This is a genomic window from uncultured Duncaniella sp. (genome assembly GCF_910577345.1).
Classification (GTDB): domain Bacteria; phylum Bacteroidota; class Bacteroidia; order Bacteroidales; family Muribaculaceae; genus Duncaniella.
The window spans coordinates 37401-59843 of sequence record NZ_CAJTMT010000003.1 but is presented as its reverse complement, the minus strand read 5'-3'; the positions used below and the strand labels follow the sequence as shown (position 1 = coordinate 59843).

Below are 22443 nucleotides of genomic sequence, written 5' to 3'. Positions count from 1 at the left end.
GAAATTATCTTGATTTTTTGACTGATAGAAAAAAATGAAAGTAGGAATTATACAGCAGCACAACACTGCGGATATTGAAAACAATCGCATTCGCCTTGGCGAAAAAATCCTTCATCTTGTCGCTGAGGGTGCGGAACTTGTCGTTCTTCAGGAACTTCACGATTCGCTTTACTTCTGTCAGGTGGAGAGTGTCGACAATTTCGACCTTGCAGTGTCGTTGGATTCTCCGTCTGTTGAATTTTATTCTGTCATTGCCCGACAGGCAGGAGTTGTCCTTGTGACCTCCTTGTTCGAGCGTCGTGCCGCAGGCCTGTATCACAACACTTCGCTTGTCTTTGATAAGGACGGCTCACTTGCAGGAAAATACCGCAAGATGCACATTCCCGATGATCCGGCCTATTACGAAAAATTCTATTTCACTCCCGGCGACCTCGGCTTCAAGCCGATCGACACTTCTCTTGGCCGTCTTGGTGTTCTCGTCTGCTGGGATCAGTGGTATCCCGAAGCAGCGCGACTGATGGCGATGAACGGTGCGCAGATGCTGATTTATCCTACTGCCATCGGGTGGGAGAGCAGCGACACTCCCGATGAGAAAGCCCGTCAGCGCGAGGCATGGATGACTGTCCAGCGTGGTCATGCCGTTGCCAACGGTCTCCCGGTCGTCACTGTCAACCGCGTTGGCCACGAGCCTGATCCCTCCGGTGTCACTAACGGCATCACTTTCTGGGGTTCGAGCTTTGTCGCAGGACCGCAGGGCGAGCTTCTCTACCTTGCCCCTGATTCCGAGGAAGCCGAGACAATCGTCGATATTGACATGAAACGCTCCGAGCAGGTCCGCCGTTGGTGGCCTTTCCTCCGTGACCGCCGTATCGAGAACTATGGCGACATCACCCGCCGTTTCATCGATTGACCTCCCGTTTCCATCTATCGGATGATAAGAACCGTAAAGTTGAAAAATCTCCTGTTTATCGCATTTTGAAAAAAACTCTTCCATTCGACACGACCTCGGGCGACTATCTGTCGGTCCTCCTCTCACTTTGGCTTCCGCGCTACGGTTGGCTGGTACTCCTCCCGATTGTTGTCTGCGCAGTGGCCGGCTTTGTCTTTGACGAGCGCCTGCTACTCGTGGCATTGATGCTACTGTTCATTGTGGTGCCGATGCTCATGTCCTTTCTCTACACCTACTATATGCTTGCGCCGGAAGCTCGCCGCGCTGTCATCAGAAAGGAGGTTGAAATTGCCGAAGGTGACTATCTGAAGCTGACCTATCTTGACCCGGAGAAGAAGAGTGCCGATGAAAAGGCAGACCGTGCAGGACGGATGCTCCTCCCGATAGCAAAGGAGGAGGACAAGGCTCCTCTGCCTCCGCTACCTCTGCCGAAACCTGAGAAAATTGCATGGCAGGATGTCGTGGGTGTCAAATACACCTCCCGTTTCACTGTCTATCTCCTCCGCGGTCCGCGCCTTAATTTCCTGCTTATTCCACATTCGGCGATTACAAAGGAAGTATAGGCATAAAAAACTTCATCCGGCAAAGGAAAAAATTATTACCTTTGCACGTATCACGCACCAAAACTATTTATTTTATCCATACTCTCTAATTTCAAAAGTCATGTCAATACCGCATAGCAAAGTATATGGCCTCATTGGCTTCCCTCTCACTCATTCCTTCTCCATGAACTATTTCAACAATATGTTCGAGTCGGAAAACATTGATGCCGAGTATGTCAATTTTGAAATCCCTGAAATCGGTGACCTCATGGAGGTCGTTTCCGAAAATCCCAATCTCGCCGGTCTTAATGTGACCATTCCTTACAAGGAGCAGGTGATTCCCTACATGGACGAGATGGACGAGGAAGCCGCTCTTATCGGAGCTGTCAATGTGATAAAGCTCATCAAGGGCAAGAACGGTGACATCAAACTCAAAGGGTTCAACAGCGATGCAATGGGTTTCCAGAACTCCATCGCACCTCTCATCAACGATAAGCGCAACCGCGCGCTCATCCTCGGAACCGGCGGTGCATCCAAGGCCATCCGCCGTGCGCTCATCAATCTTGGCGTAGAGCCTGTCTATGTATCCCGCACTCCCTCGGAAGGTCAGCTTTCATACGCCGATCTTACTCCCGAGATTATGGCATCCCATAAGGTGATTGTCAATTGCACTCCGCTTGGCATGTATCCCAACGTTGACCGTTGTCCCGATATTCCCTACGAGCTTCTTACTCCCGAGCATCTCTGCTACGACCTTATCTACAACCCCGATGTGACCACATTCATGAGAAAGTCACGTGCAAACGGTGCCGAGGTCAAGAATGGTCTTGAAATGCTTCTTCTTCAGGCATTCGAATCCTGGAACATCTGGAATCTCTGATTTCAGATGTCCGCAGGCCTGCCTGACAAGTGGGTGAGCCTCACAAGAATTTCCACATACACACGTCGTTCTGCAATCTTTATCAAGTTTACAGGATGACGTGTGCTTTTTCTAAAATTCCAATCCCGCTTCATCCGGATGTTTCCTCTCTCGCTCGTCCCGCTCTTGCCATTCACCGTGACCTTCATCATCGGTGTCCTGCTCCACGGCAGTGGTGTAGCTCCGTGGTGGATGCTTGCTGTGGCAATGCTTGCAGGAGGGATGGTTGTGTTCCGACGGAATTATCCGGCATTGATGTGCGTCGGCGTCCTTGTCGGTTACGCTGTCGGATATGCCCATGAACCTGCCGTCCCGTCGTGGCTGTCCGACAGTCACGAGCAGAGCTATTCGGCAGTGGCGATTGATGTGAAATCCTACGAGCCAACGCAGGTTGTTATCGCTGAGATTGATTCCTGCAACGGTATGGAAATCGCTCCTCTGCGTGTCAAGCTGACAGTACCATCCTCAATTCCCGAGGTCAATGAGCGAGACCGTATCCGGTTTTCGTCCATATTGGAGCCTATTCAGTCAACGGCCGATTTACCGGGAGAGATGGATTTCAATGCTTCTTTGCGCCGGAAGGGTGTGCTTGCCGAAGTCTTTCTCAACCCCGACAGTCTGCGGGTGCTATATCCCGAACCGGGGATTTTGAATTCCATCCGTCGTTTCCGCACGGATGTCACTCTTGCCATTATCGATTTGCCGGTCTCATCACAGACACGGGAATTTATCAACGCCACTCTTACTGCCGACCGTTCCATGCTCACGGCTGATATGCGCGAATTGTTCTCCTCTACGGGCTTGTCGCATCTCCTTGCTTTGAGCGGACTCCATGTCGCCATTATCGCAGGAGTCATAACGGTCATACTTTTTCCTCTTGTGTTGTTGAGACTTCGGTGGCTGAGGACCCTTATGGCCATTATCTTTCTCTGGGGCTTCGCCGTAATGACCGGACTGACTCCTTCCGTTGTCCGCTCAGTGGTAATGGCAACCATTTTCTTCATCACATACTCAATCCAACGTCAGCGTTCGCCTCTCAATTCACTTTGTGTCGCGGCCTTGCTCATTCTTGTCTTCTCGCCGTCCTCGATTTATGAAGTCGGATTTCAATTGTCATTTCTGGCCGTGGCCTCGATACTTCTGTTTGCTGAAAAACTCAATCCTTTCCCGCGTCGGAAATCTCTGCTTTACGGCTTTGCTGCTTATCCGTCCGTGACATTGGCTGCGATGTTGGGGACGGCTGTTGTGAGCGCCTTCTATTTCAATATTGTGCCGCTGACTTTCCTCCCTGCTAATTTTATAGGTGCATTGCTGCTCCCTCCCATACTTGCCGGTTCCGTAATCCTGCTTGCCCTCAATGCGTTCGGTTTCCATTGTGGCTTTCTGGCTGTGTGCATCGACCGTATGTTTGATATTCTGTATTCATCTGCCGGATGGTTGAACGGTCTGCCATTGGCTTCTCTCACGGATGTCTACGTCAGTGGCTTTACTCTCTTTGCCTGCTTCCTGACCTTGATTCCATTTGCGCTGTGGCTGTATAAAAAACGGATGGTCTACATGCTTGCCACCCTTGTCTGCATGATTTTCACCGTGTCGACTTCCGTACTTGCCGACAGCGATTATATCGCCGGTACGGAGATGTTCATTCCACGTTCGCGCCAACACACGTCATTGCTCATCCGCGATGCAAGCAAGCTCCATGTCCTGACCTCCGCACCCCAACGGATGCACGAAGAGTTGCGTGATGACTACACCGTCAGATACCGTCGCTATCTCTTGACCCGTAAGATTGACTCCTTGCAGTTCCGGACCGCATCTTCCAACATGGTCGATGCTGTTGAGGTCGATGGCAGACGTTTTGCCCTTATCTGCAGTTCCCGTCAGCTTTCTGCTCTTGAACGCGGTTTGACGGCTGATTCCTCTTGTCGCCACCTCGATTATGCCGTTGTCTGCGACGGCTTCCGAGGGGATGTTGTCCGGCTTGCAGAACTGCTCCGCGCTGATTCCATACTCCTTTCAGCCGATTTGAACAGCCGATTGCATTCCCGCTACCATGAGGCGTTGACCGAGGGAAATTTCAATGTCAGATCATTAAAAAACTCTCCGTTCGTCATGCAAACGGAGAGTCAGAATTGATGATGTGAAATGTCCTGTTCGGAAGACACAGTCTGTCAAGACTGTCGATTGTCGTTACATTGTTTCGTATGCACCTTTGGCAAGAAGTTCTCTGTAGCCACGGTTGAAGTAATGGCGTTCAAAGTCCTTGGGGCGTTTGATATGCTCATCCCAGATGACGAGGTCAAGGTCAATGGGAATGATGCCTTCAACCGTTGCAACCTGTGTCCGTCCGCATTCAGCTTCCCAATCTTTTAGGAATTTGACCGTGGTGTCGTAGTCGTGTTGCGAATAGCCGTGGACCACAGCATTCATGTAGGATGCGTCCTTTCCGTTGATGGCTTCCGTTTCATAGACCGACGAAACCGAACATTTTTGGAGATAGCCGCATAGATGCTCGATGGCCCGGGTGATCTGATACTCGCGGTCGGGTGTGTTGCTTCCGAGCCCGATGGTGCAGGCGTGGTGATTTTCCATTATATATGTTTATTGGGTGACTCCTTTCATTGTGAGTGCGATGCGTCCGCGTGAGATGTCGATGTCCATGACGCGCACTCTCACGTTTTGTCCGATGCTCACCACGTCGGCCGGCGACGAGATGAAGCGTTCGCTCAGCTGAGAGATATGGATAAGGCCGTTCTCTTTCATTCCGAGGTCTACGAATACTCCGAACGCGGTGATGTTGTTTACCTTTCCTGTCAGTTCCTGTCCGATGTGTAGGTCATCGATTTTTCTTACTGAATCATCGTAGGGTATCTCTTCGGCTGTCTCGCGCGGGTCGCGTCCGGGCTTCTCAAGTTCAAGAATGATGTCGGTGAGGGTAGGCAGACCGACCTCTTTTGTGACATATTTGTCAAGCTCGATGCTGTGGAGAAGATTGCGGTCGCGTGTCAGACGCACGATGTCAGCCTTTGCATCCTCGGCAATCTGCTCTACGAGGGCATAACGCTCGGGGTGTACGGCGGTGTTGTCGAGCGGATTCTTGGCTCCGGGGATACGGAGGAAGCCCGCGCACTGCTGGAAGGCTTTCTCACCCATGCGGGGCACGTCGAGAAGCTGATCGCGCGATGTGAAATCACCGTTTTCCGCGCGGTATTTGACAATGTTTGCAGCCAGCGATGGGCCGATGCCGGAGACGTAGGAGAGGAGCTGTTTGGAAGCGGTATTGATATTGACGCCCACGGTGTTAACGCAGCTTTCAACCACATAGTCGAGTGCGTCTTTGAGTTTCGCCTGGTTAACGGCGTGTTGATACTGTCCGACACCAATCGACTTCGGATCAATCTTCACGAGTTCGGCAAGCGGGTCGAGAAGACGACGGCCAATTGACACGGCTCCGCGCACCGTCACGTCCTCATTCGGAAATTCCTCACGGGCGACTTCCGATGCTGAGTAAATCGAAGCTCCGTTTTCGTTGACCATGAATATCTGCACTTTGCGCGGAAGCATCACGTCGCGGATGAAGCGTTCGGTCTCGCGTCCTGCCGTGCCGTTGCCGATTGCGATTGCGTCAATGCGGTAGCGGTCGACGTAGAAGCAGACAGCGTCTGCCGACCCTACGAAGTCATTGGCGGGAGGAGTGGGGTAGATGACATCGTGCTGCAGAAGGTTGCCCTGCTCGTCGAGAACGACGAGTTTGCAGCCTGTGCGGAATCCGGGGTCTATGGCAAGCACACGTTTGCGTCCGAGAGGTGCCGACATGAGAAGCTGACGGACATTGTCGGCAAACATCTGGATTGCACCTTCGTCGCTCTTCTCCTTGGTCGCAGCCGCGATTTCATTTTCAATCGAGGGTCGCATCAGTCGGCGGTAGCCATCTTTCACGGCTGTTTTCACCAGATTTGCAGCTTCGGGAGTGGCGGTCGATTTCACGAACATGCGGCTCAGACGGTCAATCATCTCATCGTCGTCAATGGAGATGCCGACTTTGAGGATTCCCTCCTCCTCACCTCGGCGGATGGCGAGATAGCGGTGGGAGTTGCAGAGACGCAATGGTTCCGAGAAATCAAAATAGTTCTGGTAGTTCTTTCCTTCCTCCTCTTTTCCTGCCACCACCTTTGACTTGATGGTTGCGGAACGCTGATAGCGTGAGCGCACGAGGTTTCTTGCCTTCTCGCTTTCGCTGACCCATTCGGCGATGATATCCGATGCGCCTGCGATGGCGGCCTCAATGCCTCCGGCTTCTTTGGCGAATTTCTTGGCCTGCTTCTCAATGTCGGAGGAGTTCTGTGCCATTATCATGCGGGCAAGCGGTTCCAGACCGAGAGCGCGGGCTGCCTGTGCGCGGGTGTTGCGCTTGGGCTTATAGGGAAGGTAAATATCTTCGAGGACAACAGGGTCGAGGGTCTCCATAATCCTTTCCTGAAGTTCCGGAGTGAGCATGTCACGCTCTTTTATCACATCAATTATATACTCCTTGCGTTTGTCAAGCTCAGTAAGCTCTTGGTGACGCATTTGCACGGCATGGACTGTCACTTCGTCCATCCCGCCTGTTGCTTCCTTGCGGTAACGGGAGATGAATGGAACTGTCGCGCCCTCGTCGAGCAGACGGAGACAGGCGGCTACATGTTTGCGTAGGTGCGTGCCGAGTTCGGCAGTGATTACGTTGGCGTGTACGTTTGCCATTAAAGATGTGGTTTAATGCTTTTTGAGTGTTATGAGTGTGATTTCGGGTGTGGCTCCGATGCGGGCGGGAAAGCCAACAGTGCCACCACCGATATTGACATATAGCTGATGTTTGTTGTCAGTGTCATTATACAGGCCGCCCCAGGTCGGGTAGCGGTATTCGGCCGGTGACCATCCGAGCAGTTCAATCTGCATCGCATGGGTGTGGCCGGAAAGCGACAGGGGTACTCTCATTGCAGGATTGTCGGCGATGGAGTCTACCCAGTGTGCCGGATTGTGGGTGAGGAGTATTTTTGTGACGCTGTCGCCAAGTTGCGGATAGGCGCGGGTGAGCGATCCGTAGACTTTGAAGGGCGGGTCACCGATATTTTCCACTCCGATGAGCGCGATTGAGTCACCCTCGTGGTGGAGCATGGCTGTCTCGTTGAGCAGGAGTCGCCAGCCCATAGCAGCCTGAAGTTCCTTGAGTCGGTCCATGTTGGCCTTTTTGGCCTCGGTGGAAGGCCATTCGGAATAATCGCCGTAATCGTGGTTCCCAAGGATGGAGTAGACACCGTCGGGCGCGTCGAGGCGGGAGAACGGACCGACTTGTGGCGGAAGTTCCTCAGTCTTTGAATTCACTATGTCGCCGGTGAATACGATGAGGTCGGGGTTGAGTGAGTTGATTCGGTCAACGAAGGTGGACACGAATGTAGTGTCGTTGCCAAAGGTTCCCACATGCATGTCGGAGAACTGTGCTATGCGGTAGCCGTCGTAGGCATCGGGCAGGTCGGGAATGACGACTGTCACCTCCTTCACATCTATGCGGAAGCGGTTGATGAGCGCTCCCCACCACATCGCACCGAATACAATGACTCCCAATGTGGCTCCGCAGACCGAAAGCCACTTCACGCGTTTTTTCTTGAAGAGGACGGGAATCTTTGCGATGAGGTCGATGATGACGAAGATGTATTTTGAAATGTAGACCGACAGGTATGTGAAAAGCATCCACATTATTGCCAGCAGTGTCACGTTGGAGCAATTGCGCCTCGGCATACAGATGACGGCAATTATGAGGATGAAGAGCGCTATGGCTGTCCACAACTGTACCCTTCGGGGCAACAGACTCCTGCATCTGCGTTTCAAAGCCTTATAAATATAAGTGTCGACAAATATATTTATAATAAGGAAAACGAAGAGTGGAACGAGTGGCAGTCGCATAGCTGTGGATATTGACTTTAGTTGTTAATTGTTGTCCGGATGGATTTGGAATTCATCTATCTGTTCATATCAACAACTACCTGCGGCAAGGAGTTTATTGCGCAGCGGATTTGCATACATCATATACATATATGTGCGCATGAAATTTCTTTCCTGAGCCGTGATGTCGGGGATATCTATCTTGTCGAGCTGACCTTCGATATAGTCCTTGACGTTTTGGAGCTCGGCATCGGTGTAACGGTCGTGATACATGTCTGATTCGAACGCCAGATCGTAGGCCACATAGTTTATTGGATAGATTTTGTATCCTCCGTGGATTCCGCAGTCGATGTGATGACATATCCGGTGGATTGTCTCCTGCTTGTCGGCTGTAGAGGGGATGGAGGTGATGAGGGGAGTTATGCAGCCGGCGAATGAGATGTGGACACGTCCCTTGTATTGCATCAGTCCTGTCTCCATCGAGAAGAGATCGTCGTGTTGCGACTTCTTGAATTCGGGATCGCGGTGGCGCAGGAGATATTCCCGTGCTTTCAGATAATCGTTGGGGTCAAACTCGTAGGATATGGCAGCCGGGAAGATATTTATCTCGGCAAGATTTTCGGGCAGTGAGCCCCCTCCGGCAAGCCCGAGCATCTTGAGTACACTTTCCTGAGTGTGGTCGCTCGAATCTTTCGCACGTCCTTGGCGCTGCGCGATCCAGATGCTCTCGTTCTTGTTGCAGATGGCATGATGGATGTAGCCCGAAAGTTCGCGTGCGGCTTCGAGTGCCTGACGGGTGGGGAGGTTTCGTTTGACGATGAAACTGCCGTTGAGCTTCACGAGGTCGGTAATCCACTCATAGATGAGCAGATTGTCGCCGATGGCCACCTCGGATGTTTTCATGTCGTGACGCAGGAAGATGAGGTTGAGGAAGGATGCGTCAAGGACAATGTCGCGGTGGTTGGTGATGAAAGTATATGATTTGGTGGGATCGACTTTTTCCACTCCTGTAGCGGTGACTCCGGCTGTTGTCTTGCGCTCGAGTTCGTTCAGGAAATTCTGCATCACACGTGACTGGAACTCACGCTTGGAATTACAGCTTGTGAGCAATGCGGTGAATTGGGTATAGTCTATATCGGGCAGAATCCAACGGATCGCATGTTCGAATCCGGGTTCCAACACCATTTTGCTAATTACTTCCTTGAATTGACTGTCGTCGTAGGGAGCTATATCAGTGAAATCTAAATTATTTGCGTCCATTACGCTTTGCGGGTTTATTTAGATAAACCAAATAGATGAAACAATAGTTGGCTCAAAGGTATGTGATTTTAGTAAATTTTGCAAATGATTTAAGGTTTTATTGGATATGGGGCTTTAGAATTAAGAAATTTTTAAACCTGATGGCGGGGAGTCAATACTATTTTCAATGCATAATGTCATTTGTACCGTCTATGTGTGGTGAAAATGTAGAAAAATGCTTCGTTTTATCGGTAAAATAAAGAAAATTGCTAAAATATTTTGCATTTAACAAACAAACTGCTACATTTGCGATGTTCTAAATAAAAATTAAGATTGTTTTTGTTTCGTTTTATTTTTAATAATGCACTTTAAGGTATGATTCTGAATGGTAAAAAAGTCAGTGCAGGCTGGCTGCTTGTTTTAGTCGCACTTGTTGCAGTGGGCGTCCTCGGATTGAGGACGGAGTTCTCCGACTCCCTTTTCGACCTCCCCGGAGATCACCTTTGGGCAAATGTCGCATGGATGATTACAGCCACAATTTTCGTGTTGATGATGACCCCGGGACTCTCCTTCTTCTATGGTGGCATGGTCCGTCCGAAAAATGTCATCTCGACGATGCTCCAGAGTTTCATCGTGATGGGCTTTGTCAGTGTCATCTGGGTAATCTTCGGATTCAGTCTGGCCTTTGGCGATGATATTGCCCATGTCATCGGAAATCCCGCCGACTTTTTCATGATGAAGAATGTCGGGGTGAACAATGTGACTGCCAAAGGTGACATCTCCCAAATTGGGATAGCCACCACGACCATTCCTTTGGCTCTTTTCGCTCTCTTCCAGATGAAATTTGCCATTATCACCCCCTCGCTCATCACCGGAGCCTTCGCCGAGAGAGTGCATTTCTCCGGCTATCTCCTGTTCATGGTGCTTTGGACTGTGCTTGTCTACTGTCCGCTTGCCCACTGCACATGGCATCCCGACGGACTCTTCGGCATGATGCATGTCCATGACTATGCCGGAGGTATCGTGGTTCATGCGGCCTCGGGTGTCGCTGCTCTCGCCGGTGCCATGTTCCTTGGACGCCGCCGTCAGGTGAAAGGGGAGACCAACAAGCCTGCCAATGTCCCCTTCGTGCTGCTGGGTGCCGCACTTCTGTGGCTCGGCTGGTTCGGATTCAACGGTGGCAGTTCGCTTGCTGCTGATGGCATTGCGGTCTCCGCTTTCCTCAACACGAACACTGCCGCCGCCACTGCAATGGTTGCGTGGATAGCTCTTGATGCCATACGCGGCCACAAACCGTCGGCAATGGGTGCTGCCATCGGTGCTGTCGTCGGTCTTGTCGCAATCACTCCCTGCGCCGGATGGGTCACAGCCGGACAGAGCATTTTCATTGCACTTTTCATCACCGTGTGTTGCAATATGGCTGTAGCATGGAAGGGCTACAGCAATCTTCTCGACGATGCCCTCGATGTGTTTCCGACTCACGGTCTCGGAGGAATCATCGGCACAGTGCTTACCGGAATTTTCGCCTACGATTTCTTTGCCCGCAACGATCCCGACATGATTTCACGCGGTGAATTTTTCTGGAATCATATCCTTGTCCTCGGAATGGTGTTTGTCTACACCTTCGTGATGAGCTATGGCCTATATTGGCTTACCGACAAAATCATTCCCATGCGAGTTTCCGGTTGGAACGAGCGCGTAGGGCTCGACTCCTCACAGCATGGCGAGGAATATGGCTATGAAAGCGCTCCTGGTCTGCCTACGGAAAGCGATTGGTTCAAGGGAGTGGAAGAAAACTGATTGACAAATTAGGAATATATAATTGAAAGAGACATAATATGCAAATGTTAACCCCTACACAACAAGGACTCTATGACCCGCGCTTCGAGCATGATGCTTGCGGCGTGGGCCTTCTCGTCAACGTGCGCGGCATCAAGTCGCATCATCTCGTGGAAAAAGGTCTGCAAGTTCTCGAACACATGGTTCACCGTGGAGCCGAGGGTGCCGACCCCAAGACCGGCGACGGAGCCGGTATCATGGTGCAGATTCCTCATGAATTCATCCTGCTTCAAGGTATCCCTGTCCCCGAAAAGGGACGTTACGGCACAGGACTCGTATTCTTTCCCCGCAATGAGGACACCATTCAGATTATTCTCGGAATCATCGAGCGCGAGGCCATCGAACTCGGGCTGAAACTGATTGCCGTGCGCGATGTCCCCACCAACAACGAGCAACTCGGTTCCGTGGCCCGCGCTGCCGAACCTGTCATCAAGCAGATTTTCGTGGCCGACGAGGAGAGCGACCGTCCGGTTGAGATTCGTCTTTATCTACTGCGTAAGGCGGTCGAGAAAAAAGTGCGCTCATTGTCGCTCGAAGGGAAGGATGATTTCTACATCGTGTCGCTTTCGTCGCGCATCATTATATATAAAGGTATGCTTTCGAGCCTTCAGCTCCGCTACTATTTCCCCGACTTGATGAATCCGCGCTTCACGACGGCGATGGCGCTCGTCCATTCCCGTTTCAGCACCAACACATTCCCGACATGGTCACTCGCACAGCCCTTCCGTATGCTCGGCCACAACGGCGAAATCAACACCATTCAGGGCAACCGCCTCTGGATGAAAGCGCGCGAATGTATGCTCCGTCCCGAAGCGTTCGGTGACCGCGACATGACACCCATCGTCCAGCCGGGCATGAGCGATTCTGCCTCGCTCGACAATGTGCTTGAATTCTTTGTCATGTCGGGTATGAGTCTTCCGCGCGCACTTTCGATGCTGATTCCTGAATCGTTCAACGACAAGAATCCAATCTCGCCCGAACTCAAGGCGTTCTACGAATACAATTCCATCCTCATGGAAGCATGGGACGGTCCGGCGGCCCTTCTGTTCAGCGACGGCCGTTATGCCGGAGGTATGCTTGACCGCAACGGCCTTCGTCCCGCGCGCTATCTCATCACCAACAACGACACTGTCGTCCTCGCCTCCGAGATGGGTGTCCTTCCCTTCGAGGCTTCGGAAGTCAAGGAGAAGGGGCGTCTCCGCCCCGGAAAAATGATGATGGTCGACATGGAGGAGGGAAAAATCTATCAGGATGCGGAGTTGAAGGAGGCGCTTGCAAGCGAATTTCCTTACCGCGACTGGCTATCCCGCAACCGCATCAGCCTCGACAACATCATCTCGGGACGAAAGGTGGAGAATACAGTCAGTGATTTCCGCCGTCTGCTCCACACCTTCCTCTACAATCGTGAGGAGGTTGAGAAAATCATCACTCCGATGCTCACCGACGGCAAGGAGCCTGTCAATTCGATGGGCAAGGATACTCCAATCGCAGTGCTTTCGGAGGAACCGCAGTTGCTCTTCAATTATTTCCGTCAGCATTTCGCTCAGGTGACAAATCCTGCCATCGACCCTCTGCGCGAGGAACTCGTCATGAGCCTCGACAGCTATATCGGTGCAGTGAAGCTCAATCTTCTCGACCCGTCACCGGAACTTTGCAAGATGGTGCTTCTGAAACGTCCCATCATCACCAACCGCGAGCTCGACCTTCTCTGCAATCTTCGCTACAAGGGTTTCAATACCCGCAAACTTGCCATGACTTTCCCCGCTGCCGATGGTCATGAAGGTCTGGTCAAGGCAATCGAACGCCTCTGCCGGGAAGCCGAGCAGGCTGTCGACGAGGGATGCAACTATGTAGTGCTTTCCGACCGTGATGTTGATGCTGCCAACGCTCCGATTCCCTCGCTGCTTGCCACTGCGGCTGTCCACCATCATCTCATCAACTGCAAGAAGCGCACCCAGACAGCCCTCGTCATCGAGACCGCCGATGCGCGCGAGGTGATGCACTTCGCACTTCTGAGCGGCTACGGCGCAAGTGCCATCAACCCATATCTTGCATTTGCCGTTATCGACGACCTCGTGAAGCGCCATGAGATACAGCTTGACTTCGACACGGCTTCCAAGAACTACATCAAGGCCATTGACAAGGGTCTGCTGAAAGTGATGTCAAAGATGGGTATCTCTACCATCACGAGCTATAAAGGCGCGCAGCTATTCGAGGCTGTCGGACTTGCCGATTCGGTCTGCCGTGAATATTTCGGCAACACTGTCAGCAAGATTGGTGGTGTGGACATTGAGCAACTGACTGAGGATATTGTCCGGCCTCATGCACAGGCTTTTGACGAGGATTTCGATACTGAATCGCCACTGCCTTTCATCGGACAGTATTCATTCCGCAAGGATGGTGAGTCACACGCATGGAACCCCGAAACAATCGCAACTCTTCAGCTTGCCACACGTCTTGGCAGCTATAAGAAATTCAAAGAATACACGTCGCTTGTCGACAACAAGCCTAAACCCATCTTCATCCGCGATTTTCTTGATTTCCGCAAGGGTGAGGCGATTCCAGTCGATGAGGTTGAACCGGAGGAGGCAATCATGAAGCGTTTCGTGACCGGAGCGATGTCGTTCGGCTCAATCAGCCGTGAGGCTCACGAGGCTCTCGGAATCGCCATGAACGCCATCGGTGCGCGAAGCAACACGGGTGAGGGTGGTGAGGATCCGGAGCGTTTCGCCGCGCGTCCCGACGGTTCGTCGGCCCGTTCGGCAATCAAGCAGGTCGCTTCCGGTCGTTTCGGAGTGACTACCGAATATCTCGTCAATGCCGACGAAATCCAGATAAAGGTTGCGCAGGGTGCAAAACCCGGTGAGGGTGGTCAGCTCCCCGGTTTCAAAGTCGACAAGATTATTGCAAAGACCCGTCATTCAATCCCCGGCATATCTCTCATTTCTCCTCCTCCGCACCACGATATCTACTCGATTGAGGACCTTGCACAACTCATTTTCGACCTCAAAAACGTCAATCCTTCCGCCAACGTCAGTGTCAAGCTCGTTTCTGAGAGCGGTGTCGGCACAATCGCTGCCGGTGTTGCCAAAGCCAAGAGCGACCTTATCACCATCAGTGGTAGTGACGGAGGCACCGGTGCTTCTCCCGCAAGTTCCATCCGCTATGCCGGTGTCCCGGTAGAAATCGGACTGGCCGAAACTCAGCAGACGCTCGTCATCAACAATCTGCGCGGACAGGTGAAACTTCAGGCCGACGGTCAGCTCAAAAGCGCGCGTGATGTCATCATCATGGCGATGCTCGGCGCGGAGGAATACGGTTTTGCCACGAGTGCGCTCATTGTCCTCGGATGTGTGATGATGCGCAAGTGCCATAAGAACACCTGTCCTGTCGGTGTGGCCACACAGAATGAGGAACTGCGCAAGCGTTTCAAAGGCCGTTCAGAGTATGTGGTCAACTTCTTCCGCTTCCTCGCGCGCGAAATCCGTGAGACAATGACGGAGATGGGTGTCAGGAAACTTGACGAGATTATCGGACGTGCCGATTTGCTCTTCGTGAAGGAAGGGATGGAGAATGCCAAGGCTTCAGGGCTTGATTTCAGCCGTCTGCTTCACCGGCCTGCGGAATGTGACACCAACGCGATTATTAATGTCACCCGTCAGAAACACGACATTGACCATGTGCTTGACCGCGAGATAATCAGCCGTGCCTATCCGGCCATAGAGTCTGCCATGCCTGTCGAACTGGAGTTCCCGATATGCAACACTGACCGCTCGGTCGGCGCTATGCTCTCAGGCGTGGTTGCCAAAAAGTTCGGCGATGCCGGACTGCCCGACAATACAATCAACTGCACGTTCAAGGGTGCAGCGGGTCAGAGTTTCGGCGCGTTCCTTGCCCACGGTATCAGTTTCCGTCTTGAGGGTGATGCCAACGACTATGTAGGCAAGGGCCTTTCCGGCGGTAAGATAGTGATTGTCCCCCCGACCGGTTCGACTTTTGCTCCCGAAGCCAACATCATTGCCGGCAATACCATCCTCTATGGTGCTACTGCAGGTGAAATCTACATCAACGGTCGCGTAGGTGAGCGTTTCTGTGTCCGCAATTCCGGTGCGACAGCCGTCGTCGAAGGTGTGGGTGACCACTGCTGCGAGTATATGACAGGAGGCCGCACGGTCGTGCTCGGCTCTACCGGTCGCAACTTCGCCGCAGGTATGAGCGGTGGTATAGCCTACGTCTGGAATCCGGATGGTAATTTCGATTATTTCTGCAACATGGAGATGGTGGAACTTTCACTCATCGAAGAGATGGCCGACAACCGTGAACTTTACCGCCTTATCGGCAATCATTTCCGCCACACCCACAGCCCTCTTGCAGGCGCGATGCTTGACGATTGGGACAACTATGTCGGGCAGTTCATCAAGGTTATTCCTATCGAATACAAGAAGGTACTTCACGATGAGAAGGTTGCAAAATTGCAGCAGCGAATCGCATCCATGCAGACAGACTGAGCGAAGCGTTGCTTCGCAAGTGTTAAGCACTAAGGATAAAGTATTAAGTGCTGCGCACAAGTGTTAAGTACTAAGTATTAAGTATAAAGTATTAAGACTAAAATAGATATGGGAAATCCCACAGCATTTCTGAATATACCGCGTAAGGAGGCGGGTTATCGTCCCGTCCATGACCGCGTCAATGATTATGGTGAGGTTGAGCAGACGCTCAACACTGAGGACCGCCGTCTGCAGGCCTCGCGCTGCATGGAGTGTGGCGTGCCTTTCTGCCACTGGAGTTGTCCGCTCGGCAACCGTCAGCCGGAATGGCAAGACCGCCTTTATAAAAATGACATCAAGGGGGCTTATCAGCTCTTGACAATGACGGATGATTTTCCTGAATTTACAGGCCGTGTCTGTCCCGCGCTTTGCGAGAAGGGTTGTGTGCTCAACAAGGAGCATGAGCCTGTTACCATCCGCGAGAATGAGGCAGCGATTGTCGAACGTGCTTTCAGCGAGGGCTATGTCATAGCCTGTCCTCCGAAGAAACGCACCGGTTTCCGTGTTGCGGTCATAGGCTCAGGTCCTGCAGGGCTTGCCTGCGCCAATCAGCTTAACCGTAGGGGGCATAGTGTGACCGTATTTGAGAAAAATGAGGCTCCCGGCGGACTTCTCCGTTTCGGTATTCCGGATTTCAAGCTCAACAAGAGTGTGATTGACCGTCGTCTTGAGCTTCTGAAAGAGGAGGGTATCGAGTTTCGGTGCGGAGTGAAGGTAGGGACCGATATTTCCGCCTCGGAAATTCTCGAAGAGTTCGATGCCGTATGTCTTGCGATGGGTGCTGAGGTGCCTCGCGACCTTAAGGTTGAGGGTAGGACGCTGAAAGGGGTTCATTTCGCTTTGGAACTTCTTCAGCAGCAAAACCGTGTGAATGCCGGGGCGGAAATCAGCCGTGACGAACGCATTTCTGCAAAAAAGAAGAATGTGCTTGTCATCGGAGGTGGTGACACCGGTAGTGACTGTGTGGGTACAGCCCGCCGTCAAGGTGCATTGTCTGTCACACAGATTGAGATTATGCCGAAACCGCCGGTAGGGGAGAACCCTGCCACCCCGTGGCCCTATTGGCCTGTAGTACTGAAGACTTCGAGCAGCCATCTTGAAGGATGTGAGCGCCGTTGGCTTCTCGACACGCGCCGCTTCGTTGCGGATGCCGATGGTCATGTGAGGGAGGTCGAGGTCGAGGAGGTTGAATGGGAGAAGGATGAGGAGAGCGGACGTATGAATCTCATCCACACCGGCCGCACCGAGACCATAAAGGCCGACCTCGTATTGCTGGCGATGGGTTTCACTCAACCGGTAGCAGAGGGTGTAATTGACGTTCTCGGGCTTGAAAAAGATGCGCGAGGAAATGTCAAAGTCAATGAGAACGGACAGTCGAGCAATCCGAAAGTGTTTGCTGCGGGCGATGTCTCCACCGGAGCCTCACTCGTTGTCCGCTGCATCGCTTCCGGCCGCAAATCCGCCCAAGGAATCCATAATTTCCTGACCGGCAGATAGGAAGTGCTATTTTATAAGGATACGTCTTTATAAGTATACGTCACTTTTATAGGAACAAGTCATGCATGAATTGTGCGTGACCAATAAAAACGGCTATTGTTTTTTTATTATGGCCTGTATATGCTATCTTTGCGGATAGATATGCAGGCCATATTCATAATTATTGCCGTAAAAGATCTGCAACCTCCGGATTAACGCATGGCGTTTGACATATCTATATAAGTTACTCTCAAAGATTTAAAAATTATGGTTACCACTGAAGAAAATATTAGCTGCTGGCTCCGTGGAATAGTCGAATCCGAGACGATTCCGGCAGACATCAAGGGAATAAATTTCGGCTTGTTTGAACAAGAGGGTGGAGGATACTGCCTCTACATGATTGGTTCAAAAGAATATGACCCGGATGACGATGATTGGGCTTGTGATGAGGATTATCAACCTGTCGACAAGTACTTCCCATTGTCTGCGGACAGTGTAAGTGCAATGAATTGGCAGGATGCTCTGAATCATGTCTTCGCAGCGTTGAAGAATATATTAACTAACGATCCTGCAATAATCAATTTCTTTGGCGACAGAGCCATAACCACCGGTTTCGACAACGGCGACCTCTACCGCATCCGTTGATCTCACTACGGACAGGTGCAGCCGCAGGTGTCCGATAGACACCGATTTTTCTGTAACCCCGAACATCGGAGCGAAGCGAAGATGTGCGGGGAAAGTCCATCTCTCCCTTCCAAAAAGATGTCCGTAGGACATCGATTATCGCATCAGCCATGCTATCCATCATGGTAAATCGGTGTCTTGCAGACACCTTTCAAAATAGAGCATGAACTTTCCCTGCACATCTTCGCTTCGCTCCGATGTACAGGGTTACGAAAAAATCGATGTCCTGCGGACATCCAATCCTGCCCCGCTCTTCCATAATTTTAGTTAGCGATATCCCCCCTATCTATAACCAATCATCTGCAACCACCCATCTATGACTAACCTATCTGCAACCGCCTATCAGTAGTCAAGCACTCATCTGTGACCGCCCATCCGTCATCAATCACCCCATCCGTAACCGCCCATCAGTGACCAATCCGTCTGTAATCATCCATCTGTAACAAAGTACCTATCTGTAAGCACCCATCAATGACCAACCACTCATCTGTCATCAATCACCTGTCATCACTCACCCCATCAATATCCAACCATCTGTACCACCCCATCAATCACCCCCCTTCCATAAAACTTTTTTAAATTTTTTTCTGCTTAGAGGTAATGTTTTGGGAAAGTCATGTGTCTTATCCATGTATGACAAAGAAAACTGACATAGAACTGCTCTTCCGGACTCATTATGCAGCCATGTATCGACTGGCCAGAGCGTTGCTGCATGACGATGACATCGCACGCGATGTGGTCCAAGATGTGTTTGTCTCGCTATTCAATAACGGTTCCGTCGGAAAGATTACCGGGTCTTATCTCCTCTCCGGAGTAAGGAACCGCTGTCTTAACCACCTGCGCGACCTTAGTATTCACGATCGTCTCAGCAGTCTTTACCTGCTTGAACTTCAGGATTCCGAGCGCGAAGACTGGCCCGATGAGGAAACACTGCGTCGTCTCTCCGAAATGCTTGATTCCGCCCTCACCCCACAATGCCGTAGGGTGGTGGAGATGCGCTACCGCGATGGATTGTCATATACCGGGATTGCATCCGGCTTGGGCATCAGTGAGTCTACTGTCTATAAGCATCTGCGTCATGCCATAGAAATAATGCGTAAAAAATTCAAGTTACATGGATAAGTATGATTTAGTGCTTGACATCGTTGAGCATCCCGAAAAGTATTCACCGCAGGACCTGGAACAGCTCTTAGCTGATCGGGAGGTTAAGGAGTTGTATGGCATTATGGCTGAAACCGCTTCTGCACTTAATGCGCATGATGCTGACCTCCATCCGGTTGACATTGATAAGGAGTGGAAGATGGTGGAACGTCGGCTGGATTCCCGTCCGACTGTCCTGCGTTGGTTTGGCAGTCGCGCGGCAGCAATCGGGGGGATAGCTGTCAGCTCTCTTGTGGCCGTCGCAATTGGAATTGGAATCGGTCATTATGGTTTGTCCACTGACGATGATGATGCTGTTGTCCAATCTCCCGTCAACATCGAAGCCGGTGACGAAATATCGGTAATTACACATGACAACATGCTTGTCCGTCATGACTCTGTAAGCACCGTAAAGGAGGTCGTTGTTTTCGAAGACGAGACACTTGAAACCATTCTCACCCACATTGCAGCGGTGAAGGATCTTCGGGTACGTTTCGCCAATCCGTCTGCCCCCACTCTGCGTCTGTACTTCAAGTGGAATACGGCTCAATCTCCACAGGAAACCATCGACCAGCTTAATAATTTTGAGCAAATAAAAATTTCACTTAAGGGAAAGACTATAACTGTAGACTGATCATGAAACGTTCACTTCTCACATTTCTTGCGGGTGTGGCGTTGATTAACAGCTACGCATCCGACTATCGTTACTCATTCAAAAACACCCCTGTGTCGCAGGCCTTGGCCCTTATCAGCAAAGAGCATCCCGAGGTCAATCTCAGCTTCATATATAATCAGCTTGAGGATTACAAAATCAGTGCCGACATCGACACCGATAATCTTGCCGATGCTATCCGTCGGATTGTTGCCTACAATCCAATTTCGGTTATCGAAACCGGTGATGTAATCTACATAGAGGCTCTGCAGCAGGGCAAGTTCAAATACACCGGGCGTGTGATTGACGAGCATGGCGAGACGGTTCCGTTTGCCACGGTCATGCTCCTTGCACCGAAGGATTCGACGGTGATTACCTACGGCATTACCGATGAAGCCGGACGCTTCTCCATTCCCTGTGACCGCAAGAATATTCTTGCTAAAATAAGTGGTGTAGGCTACACGACCGTCGTCTATCCATGCACCGGTTTCGCACTCGGTAATCTGTTGCTCAAATCCAGCGCTATCGGACTTAAAGGTGTAACCGTAAATGGTCAGAACGCCTCACTTGCTTCTGACCGTTCGGTCTACACTCCGACCAACCGTCAGAAACGCGTGGCTCAGGATGCCACCGATCTTCTGAAAGTAATGGCTATTCCCGAACTCAGGGTGGATGCGATGTCGGGTGCTATTACAGATAATTTCGGAGCGACTGTTCCGGTCTATATCAATTTTATGCGGGCATCGTTGCAAGATATGACCGGACTGCGTACTGCCGACGTAAAGCGCGTGGAATTTATCTATGGCCCGACCGACCCGCGTTTTCAAGGGGACCGGAGTGTCATCAACATCATAGTCCAGGAGTACGAATATGGCGGCTACACAAAGGCTACCATTAAAGAAGGGTTCTTGACCGGACTTGCGAGCAATGCCAATCTGTTTTCGAAGTTCGTATATAAGAAGATGACCTACGACCTCTATGTCGGAGCGACCAATCAGAATGATCATCACAACGGCAATAGCGTCGAGGCCACATATTCGCTGACGGATAACGATGGCAATCCCACAACAGTCAGACGTGTCGAGAACCTTGAAGATTCGCATTTGAAGCAGAACCGGTATCCTGTCACTTTCCGTGCAAGTTACGCAGGGAAAAATGCTCAGATTCGCAACACCATAGGTTTCACCCATCTATCTAAACCCGAAAACAATGAGAACGGTTCTCTTTCCTATTATCCGTCGTTGGGGACAGACTATGAATTCTCGCGTGTTTACTCCAAGCGTGATAATTCCCTTTCATATTCCGGCGCCTACTTCTTTGCTTTGCCAAATAAGTTCTCCATCAATGCCAATCCGGCCTTCTCATATTCGAGGATAAAGGATAATATGGATTACTGCACAACGGCAGCATCGCCTGTCGTAAGGAATGCCGATGAGAAAGCTTATGCCATGAAGGTCAATGTGACGTTGACCAAGCAGTTCGATAAGAAAAATTCCATGATTGTTGGAGGTTCGTATACCAGGCGTTACAACAGTATTGATTACAACGGCACCAACACTTCGGATGATACTTATACCCTCTCAGGCGCGGCAGGAGTGGTTGGCTATAAGTTGAAAACGCAGTCACTGTCGCTTGACGTTGATGTGGATTTCGTCTGGGAGAGAAATATAATCAACGGTCGGAGCAAGAATGACTGTTATCCTGCCGCTCATATTCAACTTGGCTATGCCTTTAACCAAAAGAACCGTGTATCGCTCTTCTCGCAGTTCGCGAGTTTTACTCCGGAGATAAGCGAGAAGACTCCGGAGGTGCTGAAGCAGAATGAGCTGTTGTATATCAGCGGTAATCCGGGTCTGGACAACTACAGAGTCTATGAGCTTGCCTTGGGATACGTATGGATTCCGACCAACCGGTTCTACACGAGCATATACGGTAGTTACCGTGGTTTTCATGACCGCATGACGGTGGCCTATCTTCCGTATGACGATGGCAAGGCCCTCCTTCGCACCTATCTCAACGACGGAGACTATAATTATCTCGCAGCCGGTTTCAATTTCAATCTTGCCCTCCTTGACCGAAATCTTCAGATTTCAGCAAATCCAGAATACCTATACTATAGAATCTCCGGCAGATATGGAGTGGACCTGCAGTCGTTCTATTTCAATTCTTCAGCTTCCTATTATGTCAGGGATTGGTATTTCCAGGCTGCCTACAAGTTGCCTTTCAAAGAAGTCAACGGCGTTTCAAGCAATGTTATCCAGAAAAACCGTCCGCAGTATTCCTTCACAGCAGGATGGAGCAACGGTGATTTGAATGTAAGGTTTGCAGCCAACAACATCTTCAACCGTGGATGGCTGAGATACACCCGCGAATTTGAATCACCCTACTATTCCGAATTCCGCGAAGTCTATGCCCCGACCTATCACCCCTCCATCAACCTTTCCGTAGTCTACACCTTCGGCTACGGAAAGAAAGTGAAGCGCGGCAACGAAGTCGGCGAACAAAAAGGCCCCTCCTCCGCCATCCTCAAATAATCC

15 protein-coding genes are annotated in these 22443 nt (G+C 51.1%); 11 read left to right on the top strand and 4 right to left on the bottom strand.

Going from position 1 to position 22443, the window contains the following annotated elements:
• Window positions 1-34: 34 nt before the first annotated feature.
• From QZ310_RS02235 to QZ310_RS02220, 4 genes are all read left to right on the top strand, one after another.
• A complete protein-coding gene (locus tag QZ310_RS02235) occupies window positions 35-910 on the top strand; it encodes a carbon-nitrogen hydrolase (protein ID WP_297069933.1) in 876 nt (291 codons plus the stop codon).
• 65 nt (window positions 911-975) lie between these two features.
• On the top strand, window positions 976-1512 hold the full coding sequence (locus QZ310_RS02230; RefSeq protein WP_297069931.1) for a hypothetical protein: 537 nt from the start codon (window positions 976-978) through the stop codon (window positions 1510-1512).
• Window positions 1513-1612: 100 nt separating this feature from the next.
• Complete coding sequence (locus QZ310_RS02225) at window positions 1613-2371, top strand: shikimate dehydrogenase (RefSeq protein ID WP_297069929.1); 759 nt, start codon at window positions 1613-1615, stop codon at window positions 2369-2371.
• A gap of 102 nt (window positions 2372-2473) precedes the next feature.
• Window positions 2474-4546, top strand: coding sequence for a ComEC/Rec2 family competence protein (locus tag QZ310_RS02220; protein WP_297069927.1), 2073 nt, complete (start codon window positions 2474-2476; stop codon window positions 4544-4546).
• A gap of 54 nt (window positions 4547-4600) precedes the next feature.
• Here QZ310_RS02220 and QZ310_RS02215 read toward each other — a convergent pair whose 3' ends face one another.
• From QZ310_RS02215 to QZ310_RS02200, 4 genes are all read right to left on the bottom strand, one after another.
• Window positions 4601-5002: a 2-amino-4-hydroxy-6-hydroxymethyldihydropteridine diphosphokinase gene (locus QZ310_RS02215; RefSeq protein ID WP_297069926.1), complete on the bottom strand. Its 402-nt coding sequence runs from the start codon at window positions 5000-5002 to the stop codon at window positions 4601-4603.
• A gap of 9 nt (window positions 5003-5011) precedes the next feature.
• Window positions 5012-7150, bottom strand: coding sequence for a Tex family protein (locus QZ310_RS02210; RefSeq protein WP_297069923.1), 2139 nt, complete (start codon window positions 7148-7150; stop codon window positions 5012-5014).
• A gap of 12 nt (window positions 7151-7162) precedes the next feature.
• Window positions 7163-8350 carry a metallophosphoesterase gene (locus tag QZ310_RS02205; protein WP_297069921.1) on the bottom strand — a complete coding sequence of 396 codons (1188 nt, stop codon included), beginning with the start codon at window positions 8348-8350 and terminating at the stop codon, window positions 7163-7165.
• Between the two features lie 69 nt (window positions 8351-8419).
• Window positions 8420-9589, bottom strand: coding sequence for an acyltransferase (locus QZ310_RS02200; protein WP_297069919.1), 1170 nt, complete (start codon window positions 9587-9589; stop codon window positions 8420-8422).
• 354 nt (window positions 9590-9943) lie between these two features.
• Between QZ310_RS02200 and QZ310_RS02195 the strand changes: the two genes are divergently transcribed.
• The 7 genes from QZ310_RS02195 (at window position 9944) to QZ310_RS02165 (ending at window position 22440) form a co-directional block, all read left to right on the top strand.
• Window positions 9944-11368 carry an ammonium transporter gene (locus QZ310_RS02195; RefSeq protein ID WP_297069917.1) on the top strand — a complete coding sequence of 475 codons (1425 nt, stop codon included), beginning with the start codon at window positions 9944-9946 and terminating at the stop codon, window positions 11366-11368.
• Window positions 11369-11406: 38 nt separating this feature from the next.
• The gene (gltB, locus tag QZ310_RS02190) at window positions 11407-15915 is read left to right on the top strand and encodes a glutamate synthase large subunit (RefSeq protein ID WP_297069915.1); all 4509 of its coding nucleotides are present in this window, start codon (window positions 11407-11409) and stop codon (window positions 15913-15915) included.
• A gap of 108 nt (window positions 15916-16023) precedes the next feature.
• On the top strand, window positions 16024-17451 hold the full coding sequence (locus tag QZ310_RS02185; RefSeq protein ID WP_297069913.1) for a glutamate synthase subunit beta: 1428 nt from the start codon (window positions 16024-16026) through the stop codon (window positions 17449-17451).
• Window positions 17452-17697: 246 nt separating this feature from the next.
• Complete coding sequence (locus QZ310_RS02180) at window positions 17698-18075, top strand: hypothetical protein (RefSeq protein WP_297069911.1); 378 nt, start codon at window positions 17698-17700, stop codon at window positions 18073-18075.
• A gap of 672 nt (window positions 18076-18747) precedes the next feature.
• Window positions 18748-19236, top strand: a complete 489-nt coding sequence (locus QZ310_RS02175; RefSeq protein WP_297069909.1) for a sigma-70 family RNA polymerase sigma factor — start codon at window positions 18748-18750, stop codon at window positions 19234-19236.
• The gene (locus QZ310_RS02170; RefSeq protein ID WP_297069908.1) at window positions 19229-19888 is read left to right on the top strand and encodes a DUF4974 domain-containing protein; all 660 of its coding nucleotides are present in this window, start codon (window positions 19229-19231) and stop codon (window positions 19886-19888) included. The genes QZ310_RS02175 and QZ310_RS02170 overlap by 8 nt, the downstream gene beginning before the upstream one ends.
• Window positions 19889-19890: 2 nt before the next feature.
• Window positions 19891-22440: a hypothetical protein gene (locus tag QZ310_RS02165; RefSeq protein ID WP_297069907.1), complete on the top strand. Its 2550-nt coding sequence runs from the start codon at window positions 19891-19893 to the stop codon at window positions 22438-22440.
• Window positions 22441-22443 lie beyond the last annotated feature (3 nt).